At 63.9% G+C, this 26,790-nt stretch carries 23 protein-coding genes; 13 read left to right on the plus strand and 10 right to left on the minus strand.

What is annotated here, in order from left to right; all coding sequences use genetic code 11:
• Positions 1-136: 136 nt before the first annotated feature.
• Positions 137-460 (plus strand): hypothetical protein, encoded by a 324-nt coding sequence (locus MTAI_RS09520; protein ID WP_027888128.1) that lies wholly within the window; start codon positions 137-139, stop codon positions 458-460.
• Between the two features lie 6 nt (positions 461-466).
• Here the strand turns inward: MTAI_RS09520 and MTAI_RS09525 are convergent, their stop codons facing one another.
• From MTAI_RS09525 to MTAI_RS09535, 3 genes are read right to left on the minus strand one after another with little or no spacing between them, the layout of a single operon-like run.
• Positions 467-853 (minus strand): hypothetical protein, encoded by a 387-nt coding sequence (locus MTAI_RS09525; RefSeq protein WP_027888129.1) that lies wholly within the window; start codon positions 851-853, stop codon positions 467-469.
• Between the two features lie 22 nt (positions 854-875).
• On the minus strand, positions 876-1,520 hold the full coding sequence (locus MTAI_RS09530) for a response regulator (protein ID WP_036197087.1): 645 nt from the start codon (positions 1,518-1,520) through the stop codon (positions 876-878).
• Positions 1,517-2,809 (minus strand): sensor histidine kinase, encoded by a 1,293-nt coding sequence (locus tag MTAI_RS09535; RefSeq protein ID WP_027888131.1) that lies wholly within the window; start codon positions 2,807-2,809, stop codon positions 1,517-1,519. The genes MTAI_RS09530 and MTAI_RS09535 overlap by 4 nt, the downstream gene beginning before the upstream one ends.
• A gap of 144 nt (positions 2,810-2,953) precedes the next feature.
• On the opposite strand from MTAI_RS09535, the gene MTAI_RS09540 reads away from it, so the two are divergent.
• Positions 2,954-3,415, plus strand: coding sequence for a hypothetical protein (locus MTAI_RS09540; RefSeq protein WP_027888132.1), 462 nt, complete (start codon positions 2,954-2,956; stop codon positions 3,413-3,415).
• A 122-nt stretch (positions 3,416-3,537) separates the two neighbouring features.
• Positions 3,538-4,779, plus strand: coding sequence for a YeeE/YedE family protein (locus MTAI_RS09545; protein WP_027888133.1), 1,242 nt, complete (start codon positions 3,538-3,540; stop codon positions 4,777-4,779).
• A 209-nt stretch (positions 4,780-4,988) separates the two neighbouring features.
• Here the strand turns inward: MTAI_RS09545 and MTAI_RS09550 are convergent, their stop codons facing one another.
• Entirely contained in the window at positions 4,989-5,624 is a 636-nt protein-coding gene (locus MTAI_RS09550; RefSeq protein ID WP_013013350.1) for a hypothetical protein, read from the minus strand.
• 178 nt (positions 5,625-5,802) lie between these two features.
• Between MTAI_RS09550 and MTAI_RS09555 the strand changes: the two genes are divergently transcribed.
• The 8 genes from MTAI_RS09555 to MTAI_RS09590 all read left to right on the plus strand — a co-directional run bounded on the left by MTAI_RS09555 (position 5,803) and on the right by MTAI_RS09590 (position 16,002).
• Positions 5,803-7,632, plus strand: a complete 1,830-nt coding sequence (locus MTAI_RS09555) for a tetratricopeptide repeat-containing diguanylate cyclase (RefSeq protein WP_187388534.1) — start codon at positions 5,803-5,805, stop codon at positions 7,630-7,632.
• A gap of 55 nt (positions 7,633-7,687) precedes the next feature.
• Entirely contained in the window at positions 7,688-8,572 is an 885-nt protein-coding gene (locus MTAI_RS09560) for a pseudouridine-5'-phosphate glycosidase (protein ID WP_027888135.1), read from the plus strand.
• Positions 8,573-8,631: 59 nt separating this feature from the next.
• The gene (locus tag MTAI_RS09565) at positions 8,632-9,534 is read left to right on the plus strand and encodes a RodZ domain-containing protein (RefSeq protein ID WP_013013347.1); all 903 of its coding nucleotides are present in this window, start codon (positions 8,632-8,634) and stop codon (positions 9,532-9,534) included.
• 98 nt (positions 9,535-9,632) lie between these two features.
• A complete protein-coding gene (rimO, locus tag MTAI_RS09570) occupies positions 9,633-11,009 on the plus strand; it encodes a 30S ribosomal protein S12 methylthiotransferase RimO (protein ID WP_013013346.1) in 1,377 nt (458 codons plus the stop codon).
• 165 nt (positions 11,010-11,174) lie between these two features.
• A complete protein-coding gene (gene trkA, locus MTAI_RS09575; RefSeq protein ID WP_013013345.1) occupies positions 11,175-12,512 on the plus strand; it encodes a Trk system potassium transporter TrkA in 1,338 nt (445 codons plus the stop codon).
• Positions 12,487-13,971: a TrkH family potassium uptake protein gene (locus tag MTAI_RS09580; RefSeq protein ID WP_027888136.1), complete on the plus strand. Its 1,485-nt coding sequence runs from the start codon at positions 12,487-12,489 to the stop codon at positions 13,969-13,971. Before trkA ends, MTAI_RS09580 begins: the two co-directional genes overlap by 26 nt.
• 12 nt (positions 13,972-13,983) lie before the next feature.
• Positions 13,984-15,471, plus strand: coding sequence for a TrkH family potassium uptake protein (locus tag MTAI_RS09585; protein ID WP_036197090.1), 1,488 nt, complete (start codon positions 13,984-13,986; stop codon positions 15,469-15,471).
• Positions 15,472-15,498: 27 nt separating this feature from the next.
• Positions 15,499-16,002: an S-ribosylhomocysteine lyase gene (locus MTAI_RS09590; RefSeq protein WP_027888138.1), complete on the plus strand. Its 504-nt coding sequence runs from the start codon at positions 15,499-15,501 to the stop codon at positions 16,000-16,002.
• On the opposite strand, the gene MTAI_RS09595 is transcribed toward MTAI_RS09590, so the two are convergent.
• The 4 genes from MTAI_RS09595 to MTAI_RS09610 form a co-directional block, all read right to left on the minus strand.
• Positions 15,981-16,763, minus strand: coding sequence for a PilW family protein (locus tag MTAI_RS09595; protein WP_027888139.1), 783 nt, complete (start codon positions 16,761-16,763; stop codon positions 15,981-15,983). The genes MTAI_RS09590 and MTAI_RS09595 overlap by 22 nt on opposite strands.
• A 9-nt stretch (positions 16,764-16,772) precedes the next feature.
• On the minus strand, positions 16,773-17,210 hold the full coding sequence (locus tag MTAI_RS09600; RefSeq protein ID WP_027888140.1) for a prepilin-type N-terminal cleavage/methylation domain-containing protein: 438 nt from the start codon (positions 17,208-17,210) through the stop codon (positions 16,773-16,775).
• A gap of 64 nt (positions 17,211-17,274) precedes the next feature.
• Positions 17,275-17,775, minus strand: a complete 501-nt coding sequence (locus tag MTAI_RS09605; RefSeq protein WP_027888141.1) for a pilus assembly FimT family protein — start codon at positions 17,773-17,775, stop codon at positions 17,275-17,277.
• Between the two features lie 9 nt (positions 17,776-17,784).
• The gene (locus MTAI_RS09610) at positions 17,785-20,436 is read right to left on the minus strand and encodes a hypothetical protein (protein WP_245453107.1); all 2,652 of its coding nucleotides are present in this window, start codon (positions 20,434-20,436) and stop codon (positions 17,785-17,787) included.
• 444 nt (positions 20,437-20,880) lie between these two features.
• Between MTAI_RS09610 and mtnN the strand changes: the two genes are divergently transcribed.
• Positions 20,881-21,558: a 5'-methylthioadenosine/S-adenosylhomocysteine nucleosidase gene (gene mtnN, locus MTAI_RS09615; RefSeq protein ID WP_027888143.1), complete on the plus strand. Its 678-nt coding sequence runs from the start codon at positions 20,881-20,883 to the stop codon at positions 21,556-21,558.
• Positions 21,559-21,689: 131 nt separating this feature from the next.
• Positions 21,690-22,685 (plus strand): ribose-phosphate diphosphokinase, encoded by a 996-nt coding sequence (locus tag MTAI_RS09620; protein WP_223299815.1) that lies wholly within the window; start codon positions 21,690-21,692, stop codon positions 22,683-22,685.
• Here the strand turns inward: MTAI_RS09620 and MTAI_RS09625 are convergent.
• Both MTAI_RS09625 and MTAI_RS09630 read right to left on the minus strand, forming a co-directional pair.
• Complete coding sequence (locus MTAI_RS09625) at positions 22,682-24,289, minus strand: S8 family peptidase (protein ID WP_245453108.1); 1,608 nt, start codon at positions 24,287-24,289, stop codon at positions 22,682-22,684. The two genes, MTAI_RS09620 and MTAI_RS09625, sit on opposite strands and share 4 nt — an antisense overlap.
• A 70-nt stretch (positions 24,290-24,359) precedes the next feature.
• Positions 24,360-26,738 (minus strand): tetratricopeptide repeat protein, encoded by a 2,379-nt coding sequence (locus MTAI_RS09630; RefSeq protein WP_027888146.1) that lies wholly within the window; start codon positions 26,736-26,738, stop codon positions 24,360-24,362.
• Between the last annotated feature and the right edge of the window lie 52 nt (positions 26,739-26,790).

Below are 26,790 nucleotides of genomic sequence, written 5' to 3' on the forward strand. Positions count from 1 at the left end.
TCTCGGCAGTATCGTTCCCCTCCCAACTCACATACGGCGGCTATCGGTGCCCACGGCAGGATAGCCGCCGTGTGATTTTCGGGGGCCCTGGCCAGCACCACTGGAAACCAGCCCAGCCGGCCCGTACCATAAGGGTATGCTCACACTACAAAAAATAAACAGCCTGGCTGGGCATCAGGTGCTCGAGTGTGTGGGGCAAGAAGCAGGCGACACCTTTCGTATTATCGTCAAGCACACCTCTCCCAGCCACTACGAGGCCCTGGGCAAGATCGTCCTAGCCAATGCCGAGACCCACTACCAGGCCTCGGGGCCCATGACCCCCAACCTTTTGTTGCAGTGGCTCAATACCCTGTTCGAGCGCTGGCCAGGCACCAAAACCATTCCCTGGGCCATACACGATCTGGACGAAAAAACCCAGCAGTTCGTGCGTGAGGTGTACAAGGCCATCGAGGCTGTGTAGCAGGGCTCAGGGCTGCTCGTAGTCGTGGTGGTCGGCCTGCTGGGCCCGGCGCAGACGGGCCCGCAGCGCGGCGGGGGTGTAGGGTGTTTTGTTGTGTACGATGGCCCCAAAGCCCGCCATCAGCAAGGCAGGAATCAGCAACAACAGGCCCTGCAGCGGGTCGGGCACATAGGGCATGGGAAACTGCACCACCGAGGCCCATAGCTGTACCAAGGGCAGAATTCCCCCCATCAGAAGCCCGCTCAGCCACCATTGCCGGGGCCACCACCAACCCACCACAAAACCCATCAAAAGCAGCAGGGTTCCGGCAAAGAGCAGATCCACGTTGCCAAGGTCGGCCAAAGCGATCAAGAGTCCAATGCCCACCGGTACAAGGTAGCGCAGGAACTTCATACCTCTACACAATACCGAGTTTTTAGCCTTCAAGACGGAGAATGCCCCTTTCCAGGGCTACCGTCACGGCGGCCGTGCGGTCGTCCACACCGAGTTTGTCGAAGGTATGCAAAAGGTGGGTCTTGACGGTTGCTTCGCTGATCTTGAGCTCGCGGGCGATCTCCTTGTTGGAAAAACCTTTGGCCACCAGGGCCAGCACCTCGAGTTCGCGCACCGATAGGACTTCCTCAGCAGGGCCGCGCATCCGGCCGAGTAGACGGGCTGCTACCGGGGGTGAGAGCACCGCTTCGCCCCTGGCGCACAGCCGCACGGCCCGGAAAAGCTCTTCACGCGGCACGTCTTTGAGCAGGTAGCCGGTGGCCCCAGCCTCCACCGCGCGCACAATTTCGGAGTCGGTGTCGTAGGTGGTTAACACCAAGACCTGAACCCCAGCAAAACGAGCCCGGATCTGCCGTATGGCCGTGACCCCGTCCATCTGGGGCATGCGCAGATCCATCAGCACCACATCAACCCCGACCTGCTCGAGCAGGCGTAGGGCCTCGAGGCCGTTAGAAGCCTCGCCCACCACCTTAAAGTCGGCCTGGGAGGAGAGCAACCCCAGCAGACCCGCCCGCACCACGGGGTGGTCGTCTACCAAAAGAATCCGAATGGCAGGTACACTGGTCATAGGGTCTTGACCTCCTGCATGGAGGGCTGAGGGTACAAAGGCAGGCTCACGGCCAGGGTGGTTCCCAGGCCGGGTTCGCTTTCCACCGTCATCTGGCCCCCCAGCGCTTCTACCCGTTCGCGCATCGAGCGCAGGCCAAAGCTGCCCGAGGTGGGCGGCAGCAGGCCCACCCCGTCGTCCTGCACGTCCATCAGCACCAGATCGTCCAGGTAAGAAAGGGTGAGGGTGGCGTGGCGGGCTCTGGCGTGTTTGCGGATGTTGGTCAGGGCTTCCTGGGCAACGCGCAGCAGGCCTACCTCGAGCTCCGGGTGCAGCGGCCGGGGGTCGCCGGTCAGGGTGAACTCGGCGCTGATGCCGCTCTCCTGCTGCCAGCGTTGAAGCAAGCGCTGCAGGGCTTCGGGCAGCGAGGTGTTCTCGAGGATTTCCGGGCGCAGGGCCCAGACCATCCGGCGGGCTTCCGACAAGCCTTCGCGGGCAGCCCGCCGGGCCTGCTCCAGGTAACGTGCGGCAGAGGTCTCGTGCTCTGCGGCCATCTCGGCAGCCTCGAGCTGCACCACGATGCTGGCAAACCCCTGGGCCAGGGTGTCGTGAATTTCACGGGCCAGGCGCTGGCGCTCCTCCAGCATGCCGGCCTGGCGGGAGGTTTGCTCGAGCTCGCGGCGGGTGCGCTCGAGTTCCTCGCGGGCCCGTACCTCCCTTATGAGCAGCTCGAGGGTCAACAGGGCATACCCCGAGTACAAAAACCCGATAAAAATGAAGAAAGCCAGGCTCAGGTTGGGGTACTCGGCGGGCGTCGGCAGTGCGCCCCAGGCCGTGTTGCCCTGGGGGCCCTGGCTCAGCACAATCTCGAAGGTGATTTGCAGCGGCTCGCGCTGGGCCCACCAGACCGACAAAGCGCCCAGGCCCAGCACAATCAGGAGCACCGCCCACAGCGGCATCCAGTAGCGGGCCACCACTGGAATCAGGCCCAGCGCCAGAAAGGGCAGGTAGTTCTGGCTGAGCCAGGCCACCACCGCAACCCCGATCAGGATTAGCAGCGCAAACTCCCAGGCCCCACGCTGTCCGGGCCGCACTGCCCAGACCACCACCCCCATCAAGGCCAGGGCCGCCCCCAGCCGCCAGGCGGTCTGGGCCGGGTCTTGCCAGGGCAGCAGGGTGGGCACCTCGAGCGGCCTGGCTGGCACCAGCAGGGTAAAAGCCAGCACCGTGAACAGGTTAAGCGCGGTGAGCACCACCACCACCTGCGCAACGGGCCGACCTGCAAAATAGCGCCGGAACCACCCGACCACGGTGAAATTGTAGACCAGCCGGCCCCCAGGGTTTGCATGGAAACACCCATTTGCCTACCCTACGCAAAACCCGTTTCCCATGACAAAATAGGCCTGTCCTGAAGGCCTTGCTCTTCCCAAGGGCATTGGTTGTTTGGAGGTTGCATGCAAAAAATCACCCTGCCCCACCGCTACTCGGCCAGCGGTTCGCGCTTCCGCGCAGCCACCATCGAGACCGGCTGGCTGTGCTTCAGAAATAACACGGTCTCGGTGCGCGTCAACCTTCCGCTGGTGACACGGCTCGAGCGCTCTTACCAGATGCGCGACTGGCTGCTGGCGGTGGCGTTTGTGGGCCTGTTTGTAGGGCTTGTTAGCCTGGGCCTGCGCTCGTTGGGCTGGCTCAACATCCCCCAGCTCCTGAGAGTAAGCCCTGCCCTGCTGGAGTACGGCGCGCTGGCCCTGGCGGCAGTGGCCTTCGTGAGCTACTGGCTCTTCCCCATCCGGGTGCTGTACCTCTACGACGGCAACGCCGCCCCACTTTCGGTGGTGGGCAGCAAAAAGGCCATTGAGGATTTAGAAAACACCCTCTGGGGCTTGCTCGAGGCCCGTCATCAGCAGCAGTCCTGAGATCGCTCCCATTTCAAAATTCGGCTGGATGGGTTTTTTATTTGACTTAGTTTACAATATTTGTAATCTTTGATAATCTAACCTTCACCGGCCGGTAAAAAGCCGGCCTGTGTGGAGGATAAATGTCGCTGTTACGCAAGGGTTTACCATCCAGATCCGCTGTCTCGGCCCCGTCCCATCAGGCCCCCCGGCCCCAGTACGGGCTAATTGGACTGGGGCTGCTGGGAGCAGGCTGGCTGTACGCGCAGTTACCCACACCTCAGGGGCTTTTGCTGTTGCTGGGAATCGGGCTGGGCTTTAGCCTCTTTCACGCCCGGTTTGGCTTTAGCTCGGCCTTCCGCCAGCTCCTGAGCGTGGGGCAGGGGCGGGCTTTGCAGGCCCATATGCTGCTGCTGGGCGTAACCGCGACCCTGTTTGCCCTTCTGTTTGCCCTGGGGCAGGGCCTGGGCGGCCAGCCCTTGAGCGGCTATCTGGCCCCCATCGGGCCGGGTCTGCTGCTGGGGGCCTTTCTGTTTGGGGTGGGGATGCAACTGGCCGGGGGGTGCGCCTCAGGCACACTGTACGCAACAGGCAGCGGCAGTCTGCTGGGCCTGGTGGCCCTGGTGAGCTTTATGGGAGGCTCGGTGCTGGGGGCCTGGAACCTCGAGTTCTGGACAACCGGGCCGGGGGCCATAGGCGCCCTACCACCCATCTCACTGGCCGAGCACCTGGGCTTGTGGGGAGCCCTGGCCGTCACGCTGGCCTTGGTGGGGGGGCTGGCCCTGCTGGCCGAGTGGATCATCCGCAAACGGCAACCCCCACCGCTTTCCCAGCCTCGAGGCTCCCAGGGCTGGGCCCGGGTGCTGCGCGGCACCTGGCCGCTGTGGGTGGCGGCGCTGGTGCTGGCCGTGCTCAACGCAGCGGTGCTCTATGTGAGCGGGCGCCCCTGGGGGGTCACCTACGGCCTGACCCTGTGGGGCTCACAGGCCGTGGAGGCCCTGGGCCTGGCCCAGCCAGCCTTCTGGGGCTTCTGGAACGGCGAGTCGCCCCTGGAACGCTCCCCCCTGGGCCACCCCACCGCCCTGACCAACCTGGGCATCCTGCTGGGCGCGCTGCTCAGCGCCGCTGCTGCCGGGGTATTCGGCAAAAACCCCCGCTTGGGCTGGAAAGCCCTGCTGGCAGCCGTGCTGGGCGGGCTCTTGATGGGCTACGGGGCCCGGCTGGCCTACGGCTGCAACATCGGGGCCTACATCGGGGGGGTGGCCTCCTTCAGCCTGCACGGCTGGGTCTGGCTGGTCATGGCTTTGCTGGGCACCGGTGCCGGGCTGCGGCTACGCCCCTGGTTTGGGCTATCCAACCCCAGGCCCACCGACTCGGTCTGCTAGGAGCCTTTACGGGCGTACCCCAAACGTCTTCATACGCATTTCGGCGGTATCGTTCACTCTGGCAAGCCTAAACGATACTGCCGAAATGCTTTTCTGCTACCTTGGGTCGGCTTGAATCCTTCACCCCTGACTGCGCAGGGCGGTGAAGTTCAGGTGGAGCCGGTATCAAAGCTCCAGCCACGCATGATTTGGCAACACCATACAGCCCCCTACAGCCCAAACCAGGTGAAAGGATAGTAGCTCACCAGCTCATCGCGAAAAGGCTCCACCAGCCGCACGTTGGCCGCCGGGGCCTCGGGCTTGAACAGATCTACCCGCGGGTTGAAGTCCCTCGAGCTTATCTGGCGCAGAATCTCCTGCGGGTTGAGGTTGGGCACCCCATAGCCCAGCGCAGCGTAGACCTGCGCCCGCACCCAGGCGTACTCCTCCGCAGAAAAGCCCTGCTGGTTGAGGGCCTGCACCTGGATGCCCTTGGCGTCCAGTACCAGCGAGCTCGAGTCGCGGAAAAGATCAAGCGCGGTGCGGTAGTCCAGCACAAGCTGTCCCACCTGCTGGCTGGCTAGCTGATTAAGCCGGGCTTCGATGCGCTGGTAGCGCTCCCCCAGTTGTTGTTTGACATAGCGCTGCACCTGCAAAAAGCGCTGGAGCTGTTCGGGGCTGAGCTGACCGTTGGCTGGAGGGGTGTAGGCGGTCTGTCGCTCTACGTTCCTGTCCAGCGCGATGATCTGTCGAAAATCGTTGACCAGGGTCTGGGCCGGACGGATCAGAAAAGCGTAGGCCGCCCAGCCGGCCAGGGCCAGGAACAGCAAAAAACCGGTAAGGGCCAGTATCAACCACCTTGCCATAAGGGCAGGATGGCATACAGTAAAAACTGAAACTGCATTTTTTGGCGCAATTGGGCTGGGGTTAGGGCATCTAGCAGGCTTTTTGGAGGGCCTCTCACAGAACACTTATTGCACGCAAGAATCGTTATGCGGTATAAAGTGCAAAAATTTTGACAGCAATAAACCCGGCCCCAGACCTATGAACCAAACCCTCCAGGCCCTCGAGGCCCAGCTTAATCAAACCCAGGCCATCCCGGAGAAGCTGCGCCTGCTCGATGAGCTATACCAGTTTCTACGGCTAAACGACCTACAACGGGCCGGGCAGGTCGTCGAGGAGATGCTGATTTTGTCCAATGCAGGCAGCCATTCAGTAGGGCGGGGCCTGACCCTCAAAAACCTGGGCGATTTTCACTACCGCCAGGGCAACCTGCCAGCAGCCCAGGGCTGCCTCGAGGAAGCCCTCGCGGTTTTGCACCAGGCCCGCGAGGTTAAGGGCGAAATCGAGGCCCTCAGCGCGCTGGGTCAACTCCACTTCTTACAAAGCAATTTTCCCAAGGCCCTCGAGTACTACCTCGAGGCGCTCGAGCTGAGCCGCGCATACGAGCACAAAGCGCTGGAAGCCAACGCCCTGAGCGGCGTGGGCTCGGTGCAGTACACCCTGGGCAACCACCAGGAGGCCACCAAGTACTTCCTGCGCAGCCTGGCCCTCAAGCGCGAGCTGGGCGACCGCCTGAGCGAGGCTGAAACCCTGAACAGCCTGGGCCTGGTCTACCTCGAGATCGGCGATTTTTCGGGGGCGGCGCAGCTCTACCGCGAAAGCCTCGCCCTCATGCAGGCCCAGGGCAACCGTCAGGGCCAGGCCAGGGTGCTTTCCAACCTGGGCACGGTGTTCCAGCGCTTAGGCCGCCTGCAGGAGGCGCTGGACTACCACCAGCAGGCCCTGGCCCTGGCCGACCAACTGGGCAGCCCCCAGGTGCGGGCGGCCTGCCTGGAAAACCTGGGCCGCGCCCACGCCGCCCTGGGCCATCTGGAAACCGCGCTGGGCCTGTTCCAGGCCTCTCAGAACCTCTACCAGGAGTCGGGCAACCGCCTGGGCGCCCTGAGCACGCTGCTGCAGGTGGGCTCCCTGCTGGGGCGGATGGGGCAGTCTGCCGCCGCTATTCAGATACTGCAACGGGGCCTCGAGCAGGCCGCCCTTCTGGGGCCGCAAAAGCTGCTGCTCGAGTACCACCAGGCCATCGCCGATGTCTTCGAGGCCCAGCAAAAGCTGGAGCTGGCGCTGTATCACCTGCGGCGGGGCCTCGAGATCGAACGCAGGCTGCACAAAGAACAGCAGGCGCAAAAAACCACCGCCCTGCTGGCGGGGTTTCAGGTAGAAAAAGCCCGCCAGGAAGCGGAGATCGAGCGCCTGCGCAACACCGAGCTGGCCCGCGCCAACCGGGAGCTGGCCCTGGCCATCGAACGCCTGAAGGAAGCCAACGCCGAAAAATCGCGCCTGCTGGATAAGCTGCGCCAGCAGTCCGCTGAGCTGGAGCGGCTGGCCCGCCAGGATCCCCTGACCCGGCTCCACAACCGCCGCTACCTGGAAGAAAACCTCGAGCGCGAGTTTGCCGCGGCCAAACGCTACAAGTTGCCCATAAGCGTGGCCCTGGTCGACATCGACCACTTCAAACAAATCAACGACACCTTCTCCCACCAGATTGGCGATGATGTGCTGCGCATCGTCGGGCAGATTCTCGAGGCGGGCTGTCGCGGCGTGGACTTTGCAGCCCGCTACGGCGGCGAGGAGTTCGCACTGGTTTTTCCTCAGACCAGCCTACCCGGGGCCCTGGTCGCCTGTGAACGGATACGACAGCGCATCGAACAGCATAACTGGGCCGCGCTACACCCCGACCTCAAGGTCACCGTGAGCATCGGGGTGAGCAGCGACCCCAGCCTCCCCAACCACGAAAAGCTCCTGGCCGCCGCAGACGAGCAGCTCTACGCCGCAAAGCGGGCCGGGCGCAACCGGGTATGTCCTGCACCGTAGCCCCCTGGCGGCTCGAGCTGTACGTCGGTTTGCATCCCTGCTTTATGCTGTGGGTATGCGTCTACACCCCGAAGTCGCCCAAGCTTTACAAACCCACCGCGCCGTGGTGGCCCTGGAGTCCACCGTCATTACCCACGGCCTGCCCCGCCCTCTGAACCTGGAGCTGGCCCGCAAGCTCGAGGAGACTGTGCGAGAGGCCGGGGCAATCCCGGCCACCATCGCCATCCTGAAAGGCCAGGTGGTGGTGGGCCTGACCGCGGAGGAACTCGAGGCCATCGCAAGCGATGAGAGCGCCGACAAGGCCAGCTTGTGGAACTTAGGCGCGCTGGTGGCCCAGGGCAAAAGCGCGGGCACCACCGTGGCTTCCACCGCTTTCCTGGCCCACAAGGCCGGCATCCAGGTCTTTGCAACCGGCGGCATTGGCGGCGTGCACCCCCACCCCTACGACGAGTCGGCGGACTTGCTCGTGCTCTCCCGCACCCCCATCGTGGTGGTATCGGCCGGCCCCAAGAGCATCCTCGACCTTGCGGCCACCCTGGAACGCCTGGAGTCGCTGGGGGTGGCCCTGCTGGGCTATAAAACCAACCACCTGCCGGCCTTTCACAGCCCCTCGAGCCCCTATCCCCTACCCGCCCGGGTGGAGTCGCCCCTGGGCGCCGCCCAGGCCTACAAAGCCGCCCGAGCGCTGGGGTTGCCGGGGGCCAGCCTGGTGCTCAACCCCATCTCAAAGGGGCTGGACTTCGCCCAGGTACAGCGCTGGGTGGAACAGGCCACCCAGGAAGCCGCCCGGCTGGGCATCGGCGGCAAAGCCCTGACCCCGTTCCTGCTCCGGCGCATCTCCGAGCTGAGCGGGGGCCAGACCGACGAGGCCAATTTGCGCCTACTGGAAGAAAACGCCCGCCTGGCCGCCCAAATTGCGCTTGCGCTCACCCAGGAGTAGCGCCCAGGCCCGGGCGTTACTTATGTGCAGCTAGAGTTTAAGGCTTAGAATGAGGCGAAATGTGCGAGCTGGGTAAGCGGCTAAAAGAAGCCCGTGAAGCCAAAGGGCTGGATCTGGCCCAGGCAGCCGAGGTGCTCAAGGTGCGGCGGGTTATTCTGGAAGCCCTGGAAGACTGTCGTTTCGATGAGCTACCCGAACCCCCTTTGGCTCGAGGCTATCTCAAGCGCTACGCCCAACTGCTGGGTCTAGATGCGGCCCCTTTGTTGGCCCTTTACCCGATGAGTACAGCCCAGCCTGCAGCGCTGGAGAGCGCTTCCAGCCCTAAGGCGCCCACCGCCCCAAACCCTGGCTGGCTCTGGGTGGTGCCCCTGGTCATCCTGTTGCTGCTGCTGGGCTGGTGGGGCTACCGCAGCCTGTACCGCCCTGGAACCTCCACCCCCACCCCACCGGCCCCTGTCGCGCCATCCCCTCCACAGCAAATCAGCTTGCGCATCGCCACACAGCCCACCGGTGCACGGGTATACCTCGATGGCTTCTTGCTTGGACAAGCCCCCCTCGAGGCCCGTGTGGAGGCCGGCGAGCGCACCCTTCGCATCGAAGCGCCCGGCTACCAGAAGTACGAACAGGTAATCACCCTGCAAACCGATCGCAGCCTGAGCTTCACCCTGACACCTGCTCCTCCCGCGTCCAGCCCCTCGCCCTCCCCCAATCCCACCACTTCTGCGCCCGCCACGGGCCTGACGCTACGGTTTGAGGGCACCAGCTGGATCCGCGTTACCGATGGGCGCACAGGCCGGCAGCTCTACGAGGGCACCGTAGCCGCCGGTACTCAGCTCAGCTACCCCCTGCCGGTGGTGGTGCGGGTCGGCAACGCCGGGGTGGTGCGGGCCATCGTCAACGGCCAAGACCGGGGCCGCATGGGCAATGCGGGGCAGGTGGTCACCCAGCGCTTTGGACAGTAGCTCGAGCTCCAGCGCAAAGCTGTGTGATCCATACCCAAACCCCACAAACCTGCTATACTCGGGACTGTTGTCGCGCCATCGGGCGCACAGGAGAGGAAATGGCAGGCAAGGTCGGGTTTGTCAGTCTGGGCTGTCCTAAGGCCCTGGTGGATTCGGAGCAGATTCTCTCGCGCCTGCGGGCCCAGGGATACGAAACCTCGCCCACCTACCAGGAGGCCGATGTGGTGGTAGTCAACACCTGCGGCTTCATCACCCCGGCGGTAGAGGAGTCGCTTACCGCCATCGGCGAGGCCCTGTCGGAGAACGGCAAGGTGATTGTAACCGGCTGCCTGGGGGCCCGGCCCGAGGTCATCCAGCAGGCCCACCCGCAGGTGCTCGAGGTCACCGGCCCCGGCGAGGTAGACCGGGTCTTGGCTGCCGTACAGCGGGTGGTTCCCCTGGAGCAGAATCCCTTTACGGCCCTGGTTCCCCCGCAGGTCAAGCTGACCCCCCGCCACTACGCCTACCTGAAGATTGCGGAAGGCTGCAACCACAAGTGCAGCTTCTGCATCATCCCCAAGCTGCGCGGCCTGCAACAAAGCCGCGACGCCGCCGAGATTCTCTTCGAGGCCACCCGGCTGGTGGGCACCGGCACCAAGGAGTTGCTGGTAATCGCCCAGGACACCTCGGCCTATGGGGTGGATATCCGCCACCGCACCTCCGACTATGCAGGCAAGCAGGTACGGGCCCACCTGGTGGATCTGGTCAACGAGCTGGCCGGGCTGGGGGCCTGGCTGCGGCTGCACTACGTCTACCCCTACCCCCACGTGCGCGACCTCATCCCCCTGATGGCCGAGGGCAAGCTGCTGCCCTACCTGGATGTGCCGCTCCAGCACGCCAGCCCCAGGGTTCTGCGGGCCATGCGCCGCCCCGGGGGGGCTGAAAGCCACCTCAAAACCATCCAGGAATGGCGCGCCATCGCCCCCGACCTGGCGATTCGCTCGAGCTTTATCGTGGGCTTCCCCGGCGAAACCGAGGAAGACTTTGAGCTGCTACTGGACTTTATCGCCGAGGCCCGGCTCGACCGGGTGGGCTGCTTCACCTACTCCGAGGTGGAAGGGGCCGACGCCAACAGCCTGCCGGGGGCTGTCCCGCAGGAGGTCAAAGAGGAGCGCCGGGCCCGCCTGATGGCCCTGCAGCAGCAGATTAGCCTGGAAAAGAACCAGGCCCGGCTGGGACAGACCCTCGAGGTCATCGTGGACGACTACGGCGAGCTGCCCGGCCTGGTGGTGGGCCGCTCCAGGTACGACGCCCCAGGCATCGACGGACTGGTCTACGCCGAGACCGACGGCACGGTCAAAATTGGCGACATCATCCAGGTTCGGATTACCCAGGCCGAGGCCTACGACCTGCACGGCGAGATGGTGGGCCGGGTGGCCTGGAAACCGGCGGTTCCGGTGATTAAAAACGTAGCTACGGAAACAATTCAGGTGTAAGCTAGTGCCTGTTTGGGTTATGAAGTCTTATCAAGTCGGCCTGGGCTTGGACTTTCTACAAGATCAGAGGTACTGGTCCACCCCCTGGGCGGGGAATGCGCACCTCCCACGCCCTGGGCAGGGGGGTATATCCAAGGTTCGCCCTACACCCCAACGGAGCCAGCTATGTACATCGTAATTGCCGGCGGCGGCGAGATCGGCTCACAGATTGCTAAAGCCCTGCACACCCAGCACGACCTGGTGGTGGTGGACACCAACCCCGAGGCCAAGGAGCGCCTGGGGGGGTTGGACGTGCAGGTGGTGATTGGGAGCGTCACCGACCCCGAGATTCTGCGGGAAGCCAAGGTAGATCTGTGCGACACCTTTATCGCCACCACCAACTGGGACGAGGTCAACCTGATTGCCTGCATGCTGGCCAAGGGCCTGGGGGCCAAGGAAACCCTGTGTTTTGTGGGAAAGCAGTCCTATGTGGATATCCTGACCGACCCGCGCACGGTGGAAATTCTGGGCACCCGCATCGACCAGGTCTTCTGGCCCCAACGCTCGCTGGCCAAAGAAATTGTAGAGGTCATCCGAATCCCTGGGGCGGTGGACACCGAGGTGCTGGCCGGTGGCCGGTTGCGCTTTGTGGAGTACCAGGTGCGGGAGGGCGGCCCCTACATCGGCAAGCAGCTCGCCCTGCTGGACTGGCCTCCGGGCAGCCTGCTGGCCGGTATTTTGCGCGAGGGCCGTTTTATCGCGGCCACCGACCCCGAGTTTGCCCAGCTCGCCCTCGAGGCCGAGGATCGCATCTTCTTCATGACCACCCCCCAGGGCTTCGACGCCATCCAGGCCTGCTTCGCTCCGCGCGAACGGGTGCGCCGGGTGATGGTGGTGGGGGGCGGCAATGTGGGGTACATGGTCACCAAAGAACTGCTCAAGCACCGCCTCGAGGTCACCGTTATTGACCACAACCCCGACCGCTGCGCCTGGCTGGCCGAACACCTGCCGGGGGCGCTGGTGCTCGAGGGCGACGGCACCGACCTGGAGCTGCTGGAGTCCGAAGGCCTCGACCATGTGGACGTGATGGTAGCGGTCACCGAAAACGACGAGAAAAACCTGCTGGTCTCACTCCTGGCCAAGCAGGTTGGGGTAGCCAAGGTGATCACCCGGGTTAACCGGGGCGAGAACCGCCGCCTCTTCGAGCACGTGGGCATTGACATCCCCCTCACCCCCCGCGCCGCGGCGGTGCGCGAGGTGGTGGACTGGATCGCCCCCGACAACGTAGACCACCTGGCCCTGATCGAAGACCAGGTGGAGCTGCTGGAATTCGAGCTGCCAGCCGACTTCCGCGAGACGCCCTTCGATAAGCTCCAGCTCCCCCAGGGGGCCATTGCAGTGGCCCTCGAGCGCGGTACCCGGGTCTACCTGCGCTCCCCCATGCTGGCCGTTACCGGTGGCGATAAACTCCTGGTTCTTACCGACCGGCAGGTAGCCAATGAAGTCCTGGCCCAGGTTCGCTAAAGCGCGCGCAGCCAACCCCATCCCGGTCGCCACCTATATGACCGGCACCGTCTACGTCGCGCTGGGGGGCGTGATGGGCCTCCTGGGGCTGGTGGACGCGCTCCTGGGTGAGGACGCCCGAGGATTTTTTGTGGGGGCTGGCCTGGGGCTGTCACTGGGGATGCTCCTGCGCCGGCTGGGCAGCCCCCAGGCCGAGCCCCGCCGGGCCGAGGCCCTGCTGACGGTGGCCGGGCTCTGGATCATGGTGCCCCTGCTGGGGGCCATCCCCTTCTGGATCTCGGGGGGCCTTAGCTACCTGGATGCGCTGTTCGAGGCCACCTCGGGCTTCAGCACCACCGGGGCCACCATCCTGGCCGACTTCAACCAGTTCAGCTACGGGCTTTTTTTCTGGCGGAGCCTCAGCCAGTGGTTTGGCGGCATGGGGATTCTGCTGCTGTTTATCGTGGTGCTACCCCACCTGGCCCTGGCCGGGCGGCAGATGTTTTTTGCCGAGACCACCGGCGTACAAAAACAGCAGCTCACCCCCAAACTCCACCAAACCGCCAGCTACATTCTGCGGGTCTATCTGCTGCTGACCTTCGTCACCCTAGCCGCCTATCTGGTTACCGGCGTGCCTTTGTTCGAAGCCATCACCAACACCTTCTCGAGCGTCTCTGCCGGCGGCTTCAGCCCCAACCCCCAGAGTTTTGCAAGCTACACCCCGCTCACCCAGTGGATCGCGGCCGGAGTGATGTTCCTGACTGGGGTGAACCTGCTCTTGCAGTACCGGGCCATTTTTGGCCGCGAGTACACCGCCCTCCTGCGCGACCCGGAGGTTCGTGCCTATGCTCTGATTGTGCTGGTGGTGGGCCTGTTGATGGCAGCCGTGCTCTTCGCGCGCCACGACTACGACCTCGAGCCAGCCCTGCGCCACGCCTTCTTCCAGACCACCTCCATCATCACCGGCACCGGCTTTGCCTCGGCCGACTTTGCCCAGTGGGTCATCCCGGCCCAAACCCTGCTGATTATGCTGATGTTTATCGGCGGTAGCGCCGGCAGCGTAGGGGGCAGCATCAAGATCATCCGCTGGCTGATTATCGGGGCGCTGGTGCGCCGGGAGTTGCAGCGGGCCCTGCACCCCCAGGCCGTGCTGCCCTTGCGGGTGGGTAACAAGAACATCGGCGAGGACGTGATGCGCTCGGTGGCCGCTTTCATCACCCTGTACGTGAGCCTGTTTGCCCTGGGGGTGTTGGTGATGGGCATCCTGGAGGAAGACTTCGTGGTGGCCTTTTCCGCTTCAGCCGCGGCCATCGGCAACGTGGGGCCGGGGCTGGGTGAGGTGGGCCCCATGGCCCACTACGGCCATCTACACCCCATCTCCAAAGCCGTGATGATTTTCCAGATGTGGGCCGGGCGCATCGAGCTTATTGCAGTATTTTCGCTATTTACCCCCGAGCTTTGGCGCAGGCTCAGGGCCTGAGGAACCAACCCCATGAAAAGAAAAACAAAACCCTGGCTGATAACCAACCTGCGCTTTACCTACTACTTCCTGGGCGTGGTCTACCTGGCCCTGGGCGCGGTCATGCTGGGGCTCGAGGTGCTCTCGCTGGTGCTGGGCGAGTCGCCCTGGGGGTTTCTTTTGGGCGCTGCAGTGGGGCTTTCGCTGGGCTGGTGGTTCCGCAGCCTGGGCGACCCCAGGCATGAACCAGGGCGCGCCGAGGCCCTGCTCTCCATCGCCCTGATCTGGCTACTGGTGCCCCTGCTGGGCGCAATTCCCTTCTGGGTGGCCGGCGGCATGAACTACCTCGATGCGGTGTTCGAGGCTATGTCCGGCTTCACCACCACCGGCGCAACGGTGCTGGCCGACTTCGGGCAGTTTGGCTACAGCCTGTTTTTCTGGCGCAGCCTGATGCAGTGGTTTGGGGGCGTGGGGATTCTGGTGCTGGTGGTGGCACTACTGGCCCATCTGGCCGTGGCAGGCCGCCAGCTTTTTATCACCGAGAGCACCGGCATCCAGAAAGAACCCTTTACCCCTCGCTTGCGCACCGCCGCGCTAAGCATTCTCAAGGTGTATACCAGCCTCACCCTGGCGGCTGCTCTATGCTACTGGATCGCCGGGGTGCCGGCCTTTGAGGCCATCTGCAACGCTCTCACCACCCTGCCCGCCGCCGGGTTTAGTCCCAACCCGCGCAGCTTCGAGACCTACAGCCCACTGGCCCAGTGGTTCGGTACCTTGTTCATGTTCTTGGGGGGCGCGGGGTTCGTGTTGCAGTACCGGCTTTTCTTCACCCGCGACCCCCGCCCGCTCCTGAGGGATGTGGAGCTGCGCATCTATACCCTCATCGTGCTGGTGTTCAGCACGGCACTGGCCGTCTTTCTGATGACCCACCACACCCAGGACATGAACTATACCTGGGGCGACGCCATCCGCCACGCCTTCTTTAACGTCACCTCCATCATCACCACCACCGGCTACGCCAGCGCCGACTTTGCGCTGTGGGTTCCGGCGGCCCAGGCCATTCTGGTGGCGGCCATGTTCGTGGGGGGTTGTGCAGGCTCGGGGGCGGGTGGCATCAAGGTGATTCGCTGGCTGGTGGTGGGGGCAATTGTGCGACGGGAACTGATCCGCTCACTGCACCCCCAGGCGGTCATGACCCTGCGCCTGGGCAACAAAAGCCTGGGAGAGGACGTAATGCGCTCGGTGGCCGCTTTCATCACCCTCTACGCGGCTTTGGTAGCGGCGGGCGCGGTGCTTATCTCCCTGCTCGAAAACGACTTTGTGGTGGGTTTTACCGCCAGCGCCCAAGCGGTGGGCAACATCGGGCCGGGGCTGGGCGAGGTGGGGCCCATGGGCAGCTACGCCGGCCTCGAGCCCCTCTCCAAGCTGATCCTGATTGTTCAGATGTGGGCGGGGCGCATCGAGCTGATTCCGGTCTTCTTGCTGCTGACCCCAGAGCTGTGGCGGAAGCTTAAAGGCTAAAGCCCCGCAAGGCGGTAAACTGGGGGTATGCCCAAACCCCTTGTGATCCCCGAATCCTTTCGCCTCGACCACACCCAAGTCCGGGCGCCATACGTGCGGCTGGCCGGGGCGAAGGAAACCCCCAAAGGTGACCTGATCGAAAAGTACGACCTGCGCTTCGCCCAACCCAACCAGGAGGCCCTCAGCACCGGGGCCATCCACACCCTCGAGCACCTCCTGGCCACCTATATCCGCAGCCACCTGGAAGGGGTGGTGGATATCTCACCCATGGGCTGCCGTACCGGCTTTTACCTGGTGGTGCTGGGCCAGCCGGGGCCCCAAAAGGTGCTGGAGGCTTTTAGGGCTACACTACAGGACGTGGTCAACCACACCGAGCCGGTGCCAGGGGTGAGCGAGCTCGAGTGCGGCAACTACCGCGACCACGACCCCCAAAGCGCCAAGGCCTGGGCCGAACGGCTGCTGCATAGCAACCTCCATGTGCAGGAAACCATCGAGATCGCCCAGGAGGCCTACGGAGCCAACACGCCCTGATTGCGGGGCTGCACGGTTGCGCTCAGCGAGGTGCCTGCCCCCCCCACGCTAAGGGTGCGCCCCTGCACCACCCGGCTGAATTGCAGGCTAACGCTCACCTGGCGGATGGCCGGAGGCCCTGCGGCAACCTCTGTAATGCTGAAGAAAGAACGCCTGGGGGCGAGGTAGTCGGCCACCAAGGCCACGTTTGTACCACCCAGCGCGCCCGCAGCCCCACCCGTAGGGGCTGCGCTGCCTGAAACCACCGTGGAGGGTTCTAGAAAGCCCGTGTACTGCATCAAAACCCAGGCATCTGGATTGGCTGCATCGGGCGGCAGGCGATCGAAGATGCCGCTCGAGTTGGCTACATAGGCCGCCCGGCTAAGTGGATAGTAGGCAAAAAAGCGATAACAGCCCTCGGTCTGGCCGGGGGTGGCGGGGCTACAGACAGACCCTACCCGCAACGGGGGCAAAACCACCGCCACAAACTGGTCGCCCACCGTCCAGACGTTGCTTCCCGAAGCGGGATTGGTGGTTTGCCAGGCAGCCGGCCCGCTCAGGACGATGCTCTGACCGGCGGGGTACACAAACCAGGCCTCTTGCAGCCTCGAGACCAGTAGTTGGTGGGCAATCTGACCGTCCAGCAAAAGCTCATTGCGGCGATCAAAATCGCTGGTCGCGCGCAGGGTAGAGACAAAAAACCCCGTAAATGCTGCAACCAAAACACCCAGGATGGCTAAGGCCACCAGCAGCTCGACGAGGGTAACCCCGTATTTGCGCATAAACCCCTCCTAGGGTCGGGACAGATCCAGGGTGAGACGGCTTTGTTCACGACCGTTGCGTACAACCGTAACCTGCACCCTCTTGAGCGGCTGGCTATAGCTACCACCCGGACAGCTACCCGCCGGGGGCACAACGTTAACAGGCTGGGGTGTATAGGCATCGGTGGCTGGATTAACGGCACCCACAGTAATGCTGGCCCCTTCTGGCAATGCGATTCTAATGCAGTTGGCATCGTAGGCCGCCCGGGCCGCTGGCCCACTAACCCACTGCACCCGCACGGTCTCCATAATCTCACGCGCTTGTGCGTTGGCGTCTATCCCCGCTTGCGCGCTGCGCGTGGCCCCAAAGATGGTCGTCACCGCTCCGGCCACCGCAGCCAACAAAGCGCCCAGCAGCACAATGGACACCAGCAGTTCAACCAGGGTTACCCCCGCTGAGACGCGCATACTGCCTTTGTTTGAGCCGACATCCCACTGCCTTGCGCACCGGCGGCCCTCCTCAAACGCTGTGCTAATTGAACACCACCACCTTTCCAACCAAACCCACCACACCCACCACGCTTCGGGGTGCAGTGGTTAGCGAAGTATCACAAGGCACATCCTGACTGACCAGCCTGAAGCAAAAGGCAGCACCCCCACCGTCCAACACTCCAAACGGGGCGCGATAGGTCAGTGTTGTGGCCCCTCCCGCAGGCACCTGGGCCACCGTCCCGGCTGGCAACCGAACCGTGCGGCTGACCAGCGATCCGTTGCGCACCTGACGGATGGTGAAGGCCGTACCCCCCCCTTCTAGCGCAACCACAACGTTGCTGTTGTAGCGCTGGGCCTCGCTACGGGCCTGTAACAGCGCTGTGGCCACCGAAGCCGCCGCTTCACGCACCAGCGCCCGTTGGCGCGCACCGTTGAGATTAACCGAAGCAATAGCCAGCAGAATACCCAGAATGGCCATCACCACCAGTATCTCGACCAATGTGAGGCCCGATTTTTTTAAGAGGGCGGGCTCGAGGCTCATAAATACCCCCTACTGACCAATCAAGCGCCAGAAACCCTGGTTGCTCGCGTTGCTCCCACTCCCCTGCAAAAAGGTGTTGACCGTCGTACTAAGGGTGGCATTGCTTACTTCCGGGAAGCTGGGCGGACGGTAGGCTGGATCAAGCAACCGCCTATCGTAGGTGTGATTGGAACGATATCCCCGGAACACCCCGCTTACCACCCCACAGTTAATGGCCCCCAGGCGGTTCTGAATCACACCCCCAAACACCTGAAAACTGCCACCATCCCGCAAACGGGTGGCATTAGCACAGGTATCAAAGGCGGAATCATGCCCACGTACCTCCCCATTCTGGGCCATGACCACACCGTCTACCAGCAAGTTGCGGTTGCTGTTGCTGGTGATGGATAGATAGCCTTGAGGATCAAGCCGCACATCCTGACCCGCATACAAACCCAGGAGGTTGCGCGGCCACTGGCCAGGGTCAGCCGGCAGGGGATCGGGGATAGGGCTCTGGTAGCGCAGGTTCGACTGAATCAGGATATTGTTTCTTGCAGCGATAGATAGTTGCTGGTAACCGGCCACAGCCCGGCTGTTGTTGGCCTCGCTGGCGCTGTTCACATCGCCCACACTGCGTACAGCCAGATCACCGCTGCTGTAAATCACACCATTGAAGCGCCCCCCGGGGGGTGGCCCCTGGATGGGAGGAATGGCCGACCTGGGCACCGCACTGTTGCTCAAGATAAGGCCGCCGCTGGGAAGGGTCTGAACACCTGCGCTGTTATCGGCTATCTTGCTAACCTGGCCCTGCTCATCCACCTCGTAGACCACAGTAATGGTCTGGCGTAGGGTGGGCCTGGGGTTCTGGATGATATTAGGGTCGTTCGGGTTGTTGGTCCAGTAGGTGCGGTAGCGCGGCGTTCCACCACGGGAGCAGTCGATGGTGATGGTGAAGCTCTGGGCGTGGGCCATGGAGCCCAAGTTGAAAAGGTAGTCGGCCAGTTTTTGCAGCTCAGGCAGCCATACCCCGCCGCCGCCACCGCCGCCGCCACCACCACCGCCACCGCCGCCGCCACCACCACCGCCACCGCCGCCACCAGGTGGAGGAGGCGTATAGCATTCCTGCTGCACCGCCAGGGCGTATCCAGTGACGTAGGTAGCCGTCACACTGATGCGCTGACGGCCATTTTCTACGTACACGCGAACGGTTGGCGTTCCCACATAGCGACCGGTGTTGTTTTGCAGTACGCTGGCGCTCGGCTGGGGAACCGTCGCCAGGTTGATCACCACCGTACCACCTGAAACATTCCTCCAGCCGCTAGAAGCCTGGTTGCTGCTCGAGGCCGTGAACAGGCTGCTGTCGATGAAGAATCCAGCGGTATCGGTAGGGTTGCTTACCACAATCCGTCCGTTGGCATCGCGAAGCAGGTTGCCATTAGCGTCTCTGGTAGTGGTAGGGGTACCGCCAGCCGCGTTCCGTTCGAAGCGGGTTATGGCATCGCTACCCGGCATGGGTATCGGGTTGCGCTGCCAGTTCACGTCATACAACCAGGTGCTGGCCGGTGCATCGTCAGCACAAACCACCTGGCCCCCATTTTCATCCCGACACAAAAAGCTTCCCGCCGGGTTACGCAAGCGGGCAAAGCTAGGATTAATCCCCGCAAGCCCGGTGGCCGAGTCGTTTTCCGGAACAGTTGCAAAAGTACTGGTGGTGTTACCATCCCCCAGGTAGTAACCCCTACCAGCTAGCCGCTGGGCTTCGGTGCAGGTTTCAGCGCCCTCCTCACACCCCGCGCTACCAAATTGACCCCCAAAGCTGAAATTGGCCGGCGGTGTGCGCTGTTCAAAAGCCCAGCGGCCATTGGTAAAAGCAGGGCCATTTACGGTAAAGCCGTCGCGCAACACCACCCGCCTGCCGTTGGAGCGTACGGTGTTGTTTACAAAAAACGCGAAGTAGGAGAAGCTGATGTTTTGGATGGTTACATTGGTAACGCCCAAACTGCTAGCCGTGGACACCCCTCGAGCCACCCGGCGTTCGGCCAGCACAGTATTTCCCCGCACGACACGGCCCGTAGCGATAATGGCATTGTTCGGATCGCCAAACACCAGCACCGGCGCGCCATTTTGGATGACAATGCGACGCGGCGTAAAATCGACCTGCACCACGTAACGGTCTTCTAAACCATCCGACGAACCCAGCACCCCCTCCGAACCCCCCAAGCCTAAGGCCAAGCGCCCCCAGTACTCCGCTGGGTTGCTCACCTGGCCGTTGTACACGGTGTTATCGAACAACAAGGGATTGATGAGAATGGCCAGGCGTTCGTTTCCCACCTCGGCTGGAGAACGGGTCGGGTCTATGGGTAAAGCCTCACACAAAGTACCGGCTTGCATGGTACTCAAAGCGCTCTCGAAGGTGCTCAAGGAAGGCCCGGCTGCGCTGTTGCCGTAGCAGAAGCGGTACAGCGCCTGCACATAGGCCGAGCGCACGATTGACGCGTTGGATCCAGACAAATCCACCCTGATCCCCTTAAGGTAGTTGAGGGCCGTTTGATAGCTCTGCAGCCCTCTGAGCAAACCAGACTCCGCAGCAAACTGTGCACGGTTGGCCAGCCCCTGGTTGGTTGCCACCTGGCGGTTGCTCACGGTCAGGCTGGTGGTAATGGAAAGCAGCGAAATAACCATAATCAGGGCCACCAAGACCGTGATAACAAGCGCATTTCCATCGGGTCTCAACCCCATTGGTATTGGTTTAATACAACCTCTTTTCATAGCCCCCCCAGTTATGCGTCTTAGGTACAGATTGGCATAAATCACCCTGATTAATCATCCCCCCGGATAGGGGCCTCGCGTTATCTGAATAACCGCGCTGATTGCAATTTTGGTGCAAAAATCACAAAAGCTTTTACACCCAGGCCAACAAAGTGCTGACTGTCGTCGGCGGGTGCTGGTCTAGTACCGGAAGCAAAAAGATAGTCAGCCAAGGCAAAGACCTCCGGTGGCTATCTTTTTGCATCCCGGAGTACACCCCTCGCTGCGCTCGGCAAAGAAAGCACATCCCTTCGGTCGGGCTGGTTTGCCGCCTTCCAGCGCCGAAGCAGCCGAATCTGGTATAACCCTGGTATGTCCATGGTTGCTCTGTTCGCCGCCGAAGGCCTCGAGGCCCAGGCTTTGCGCCGCTTGCTAAGCCTAAAAGAGGCCTTGGATGGCCCTTGGATCATTCACCAAGGGACTCTGGGGCGCTACCCTGTGGTGCTGGTCGAAACCGGGGTGGGCAAGGTGGCTGCCTCGGCCGCAGTGGCCTATACCAAGGTTCGATTTAACCCTGCACAGGCTTTCTGGGTGGGGGTGGCGGGGGCTTTGAACCCCGAGCTCAAAACGATGGATCTTATACTGGCCCAGGACGCCGTACAGTACGACGTGGATATCACGGCTTTCGGGCGTGCCCCAGGTGAGTTGGCCACCGGCGAACGCTTCATCCCCGCCGACGCCGGCCTCACCTCCAAAGTCTTGCGCACGGCCCAGTCCCTGGGCCTGCCCATCCGCCTAGGGCGCATTGCCAGTGCCGACCGCTTTCTAGCCCACCGCAGCGAGGCTGAGGAGGTGCGACGAATATTCGCTGCCGACGCGGTCGAGATGGAGGGAGCTGCCGCTTTGTGGACGGCCAGACGCCTGGGTCTGCCCATGGCCCTGCTGCGGGCCATTACCGACCAGGCAGGCAGCGAGGCGCCCATCGCTTTTGAAACCTTTTTAGAAAGCGCCTCCGAACGTCTGGCGCAGTTAATCGGCCAGGTTTTGAGCAGTTAGACATGCGTAAAGGGCCCCTTTTGATTAAGGGGGGTTGCCAGGGTTTGTGGGGGGCGGCTCAAGGTATACTGAAAGCACCAGACTATTAGGAAAACGGGGTTGGCTGTGCAGGTACTCGAGGAGGAGACAGCATGGGGGGCGCATCCGTAACGGAGTGGCTGGGTTCAGAGCAAGCAGAAGAAAGACAACACGCCAGCGGAGGACGGGTCAAGCTGTTTTGCGGCAACGCCAACCGCCCCCTGGCCGAGGCAGTGGCCCGGGCCCTGGGCATTCCCCTTGGCAAAGCCACTGTGGAACGCTTTCCCGATGGCGAGGTACGGGTGCGGCTTTTGGAGAGCATCCGCGGCGACGATGTGTATCTGCTGCAGTCCACTGCCCCCCCGGTCAACGACCACCTAATGGAACTCCTGGTGCTGGCCGACGCAGCCCGGCGCAGCAGCGCAGGGCGTATCAACGCGGTGATTCCCTATTTTGGCTATGCCCGCCAGGACAAGCAAACCCAGGGCCGCGAGCCCATCACCGCGCGCCTGGTAGCAGGCCTTTTAGAGCACGTGGGCATCCACCGGGTGATTACTGTAGACCTGCACGCCCCGCAGATTCAGGGATTCTTTTATCAGCCGGTGGACGAGCTTTCGGCGGTGCGGCTCTTCGCCGAGTACCTGGAGCAGCAAAACCTCATCGAAAACGCCGTGGTGGTCTCACCCGACTCGGGGCGGGCTGAACAGGCCCGGCGGCTCTCCGAGCGTCTGAACCTACCGCTGGCCATCCTAGCCAAACGCCGCACCGGCCCCCAGGAGACCCAGGTGAGCTATGTGATCGGGGACGTAGCCGGCAAGCGCCCCCTGATTATTGACGACATCATCTCCACCGGCGGCACCATCCGGCGCGGGGTGGAGGCCCTGCTAGCGGCGGGGGCCGCCCCGGAGGTGATTGTGATGGCCTCCCACGCCGTGCTGGTGGGCAACGCCCGCGAGAACCTGGCCCACCCCGCCATCCGCGAGGTAGTTTTTACCGATACCATCGCACTTAATCCAGCCCTGGGCTATACCATTCTACCCACCGCACCCCTGCTGGCCCAGGCCATCCGGCGGGTGCATACCAACCAGTCGGTGAGCGTGCTCATCTAGGGGCCTCGAGTCATATCCAGCAGGCCCTGGCCCCGGGCCTCCTCGGGTTCGCTGAGGGCGGCCGGGTCGGTTAGATTGGCCAAGAAAGCCGCTTCAAGGGCTTCCGGGGTAAGGGGCACCCAGGCGCTGGCCTGTTGAATAATGGCCACGGCCCCGCTCACGATGGGGGCGGCAAACGAGGTGCCGGTATACCCCAGCTCGCTCCCCGCCGGGCTCAGGCTCAAGACCCGCTCGCCGGGGGCCACCAGGTCTACAAAGTCGCCCTGGCCGCTAAAGGCGCTCACCCGAAAGGTGCCGGAGTAATCCCCCACCGCCCCCACACTGAAAAGCCCCTTGAGCACGGTCATGGAGCGCTCGGGCTCGCGCCGCACGGAAAGCCCCCGGTTCCCACCAAAGGAGGCCGGGAAGTGGTGCAGCACCCCCCGCTTGCTGCTGCGGAGGGCCCACTGGTTGCCGGCCGCCGCCACCACCGGAATCCCATTCGCTTTACGCCTCATCAGGGCATCCTTGAGGATGATGTAGACGATCTCGCTGGGGGTGTCGCTGCCCAGGCTCAGGCTGAGCACCAGCCGCTCCTGGGGGTGCTGCTCGGCGTAGGCCACCGCGTGGCAGATGCCGCGGATGACCGCCTCGAGCCGGCACTTCCCATCTTTGTCGCAGCTCTTGATGGGCAGGATGCCGGCCCCTGGGGCGATGCCGTAGGTGGCGTGCGCGGCCAGTACCGCCGCTGCGGTGCCGTGCCCCACCACCACCCCGCCCTGGGTGTACTCGTCCTGCAGGGGGTTGGGAGGTGTGCCTACAAAGTCGGCCCCGCCGCTTTTCAGGGTGAGGCCGCTCAGGTTTTTGACCCCGGTATCTACAACGGCGATGGTAATGCCGGCCCCGGTGAAGTTGCTGCCCGGCCTGAGCTTGACCGCGCTGCGGGCGTTGATGGGCCGGGTACTGGGGTCGGGGCCGGGATCGACGTCGTAGCCGGTGATGGGGTCGATGCCCAGGACACCGTCCAGGTCTACCACCAGCCCGCCGGCCGCCCGCTCGAGGTGCTCGAGCAAAGCCCCCGCCGCGAGGGGCGCGGGCCCGGCCGGGTCGCGGGCCACCCGGGCCAGCCGGCCCGCGCAGGGCCCACTGGCCCCGCCCAGCGAAACCGAGTTTACCCCCGGTGCGATGGGCACCAGCCGCAGGCCAGCCCCGGCCAGCGTCTGGGCAAAATGGACATCGGAGACCCCGGGCCGAATCAGGGCCAGGGCTTCCGGCTCGGGCTGCTCAAAGACCGTCTGGCCCAGCACGGTGAGGCTGCCGCTGGCCTGGTTCTCCCCCTCGCGGAGCTCCAGGGCCTGCGGCCCGCCCCAGAAGTTGTCGGGTACCTTGAAGACCACCCCACTACCCCCGGCAGGGTCGGGCTCGAGGCGCAGTATCTCGAGCGGCACCCCGGCCAGCCTAGCGCTCAGGCTCGAGCCGGCCCGCCAGGGCAGGCTCACCCGCACCTCCTCGTTCCAGGTCGCCCTGCGGGGGAAGGGGTAGACAGTACCAGAAACCGGTGGCCCATCCGTCGGGCCACAACCCAGCAAGCCCATCAGCAACAAAACCAGCGTCCTCTTCTGCACAGCCCACCTCCAGCCAGAGCATCTCCTCGAGCAAGTAAGCGCTCCTGGGCATGCCGGTAGCATGCCCCAGCTACCCTGAACGCTCCATGAACGCCTGTAAGAGCTCGCGTTGTTGCTGGGCTAGGTCGAGGTAACCAGCCCTCTCGGCCACTGCGATGGCCTCCTGCCAGGCCTCGGGGTCGCCCTCGAGCTCGGCCAGGTTGCCCAGGGCCATCACCAGGATCTGCAACTCCCCTCCCTGGCGGGCCGTCTGGATGGCCTGGTGGTAGTAAGCCCGGGCCTCTTTGGCAGCCTGCTTCAGATGGTAGATGGCCCCGATGTTGTTCTGCGCCAGGGCCACCTGGCGTAGGTTTCCCGCCTCCAGCGCCTGCCGCTCGGCCTGTTGGTAGCTGGCCAGGGCCTCCTCCAGCCGACCGCTGCGCTCGTACTCCTTACCCAGGTTGATCAGGGTCTGGGCTTGCAGGCGGGGGTTATCTCTAACTAAGTCCATCACCTCTTTGAAGACCTGCTCGACATCCTCGTTTAGGCGGGCACGGGCAACGGCCACGTTGCTCAAAGCGGCAACCCGTCGGGCCTCCTCCCCCAGCCCCAGCCAGAGCGCAGCCGCCCGGCGAAAGGCCGCGGCGGCCTCTGGGAAATTACCCTTGGCCAGGTGGATCAGCCCCAGGGTGTTCTGGGCCTCGGCCCGGGCCTCCATCCCCCCGCTCAGGGCTTTTTCGGCACAGCGCAGGGCCTCGTCGGCCTGGCCCAGGCGGTAGTAGAGGGCGGCCCGGAGGGCCAGATGCTCGGGGGTATCGGGCAGCAGACGCATCGCTTCCAGGGCCTCTTTGTACATCCCTGCCCGTTCAAAAGCACGGGCACGCAGCAGCCAGACCTCTGGATGGCTGGGGGCTTCCACCAGCACCTCGGCCGCGCGCCGGGGAAAGCCGCGCTGGATAAGCTCTTCTGCCCAGGTGATATAGGCCCGTTGCACCTGGGGCAGATCGGCCTCCTCAATCAAGGCCGCGGCCCGGCGGTAGAGGGGCAGGGCCTGCTGGGGTTTGAGCCGGCGGGCCAGGGCCAGGCTGAGCTGGGCCTCGAGGGTGGGGCGCTCGGAAATGTAACGCCGGGCCGCCTCGCGCCCAAACACAGCCCCGCTAAGGTCAATCAGACCAACCGAGAGGAGGGTGTCCACGGCCTGGGCCATCTCGCTGGCGCTCAGATTGAGTGCCTGCCGCACCAGAAAGAGATCCGGGGTTTCCAGCAAGGCCAGGCCCATATAGACCTGGCGAGCCTGCTCGCTCAAGCCCAGGAGGCGGGCTTCCAGTGCAGTCTGGATGGGTTCTCCCCGCAGCCAGGCCCCCACCAGGGCCGGGATGCCCCCGGTGGCCTCGAGGGCACCAGGGAGGCCGGCCAGTTCCTCAGCGGTGAGCGGTTCTAGCTCTACCAGCTTATCTACAGCGAAAGGCGGCATCTCCCGGCCCGCAATCACCACCCGTATGGGGGGACGCAGGCCGCGCAAACGGGTCAAAACCCGCTGGCTCTCGCTATCCATCTGCTCCCAGTCGTCGAGCAAAAGGTTTTCACGCAGCTGTACCGCCCGCCGCAGCAAAGCCTCCTCACCGCCCTGTAGGTTTTCCAGCAGGGGCTCGAGGGTGGCATAGGGCAGCCCAGAGCGGGCCGGCAGGTAAAGCCAGCCCGTGCGCGCCGCCAACTCGTGCAACAGGGTGGTTTTGCCCAGCCCGGCCCCACCCCGCACCCAGGCCCAGGCCCCCTCCTCCAGGGCCAGCAAGGCCGCCAGCTCGCGCTCCCGCCCCACCAACTCCTGGCGCAGGCGGCCCCGCGCAGCCTGGCTCGAGCCCCCCAGGGTAATCCCCAGCTCCCTGGCCTCGCGCTCGAGGGTCTCGGCCAGGGGGTGCTCGCCCGCCAGGAGCAGGCGGTAGACCCTGGGCAGCTCCTCGGGTTCTAAGGGCGGCGCGCCGGCCACCCGGTAGGCCTGCTCAGCATAGCCCGCGGCCTCGGCAAAGTTGGCCTGGGTAGCCGCTTTTTCAGCCAGCACCAAGCAGGCCTGGCGCACCTCACGGGCCAGGCGCTCGCGCACCTCGTAGACCCACTCCTCGAGCTCGCTCCCCACCTCGCCCGATCTCAACCCCTCGGCAAAGGGCCCCTTGTACAGGGCAATGCCCTCCTCCCAGCGCCCCGCCCGCAGCGCGTCCTGCAAGGCCAGGGCATCGCACTCGAGATCCACCCAGGCCCGGCTCTCATCGCTGTAGGCCACCCCCAGCTTGCGCAGCTTGGCCAGCGCCACCGCCAGCGAGTTCAGGGGGTCGGCGGCCTCCGGCCAGAACAGCTCGGCCAGAAACCGCCGGGGCTTGGGGCCTTCCAAAGCCAGGTAGGCCAGCAGCAGCAGGGGCTTCTCACGCCCAAAGTTGCTCCCGGCCAGCCGCAACCCCCCCAGTGTGTGCAGCATAGCTATAGTGTACGGAACCGCAGCGCTACATGCGCCGTTACCTTTGACCTTT

Origin of the sequence: Meiothermus taiwanensis WR-220 (assembly GCF_003568585.1) — a bacterium.
GTDB classification, from domain to species: Bacteria; Deinococcota; Deinococci; order Deinococcales; family Thermaceae; genus Meiothermus; species Meiothermus taiwanensis.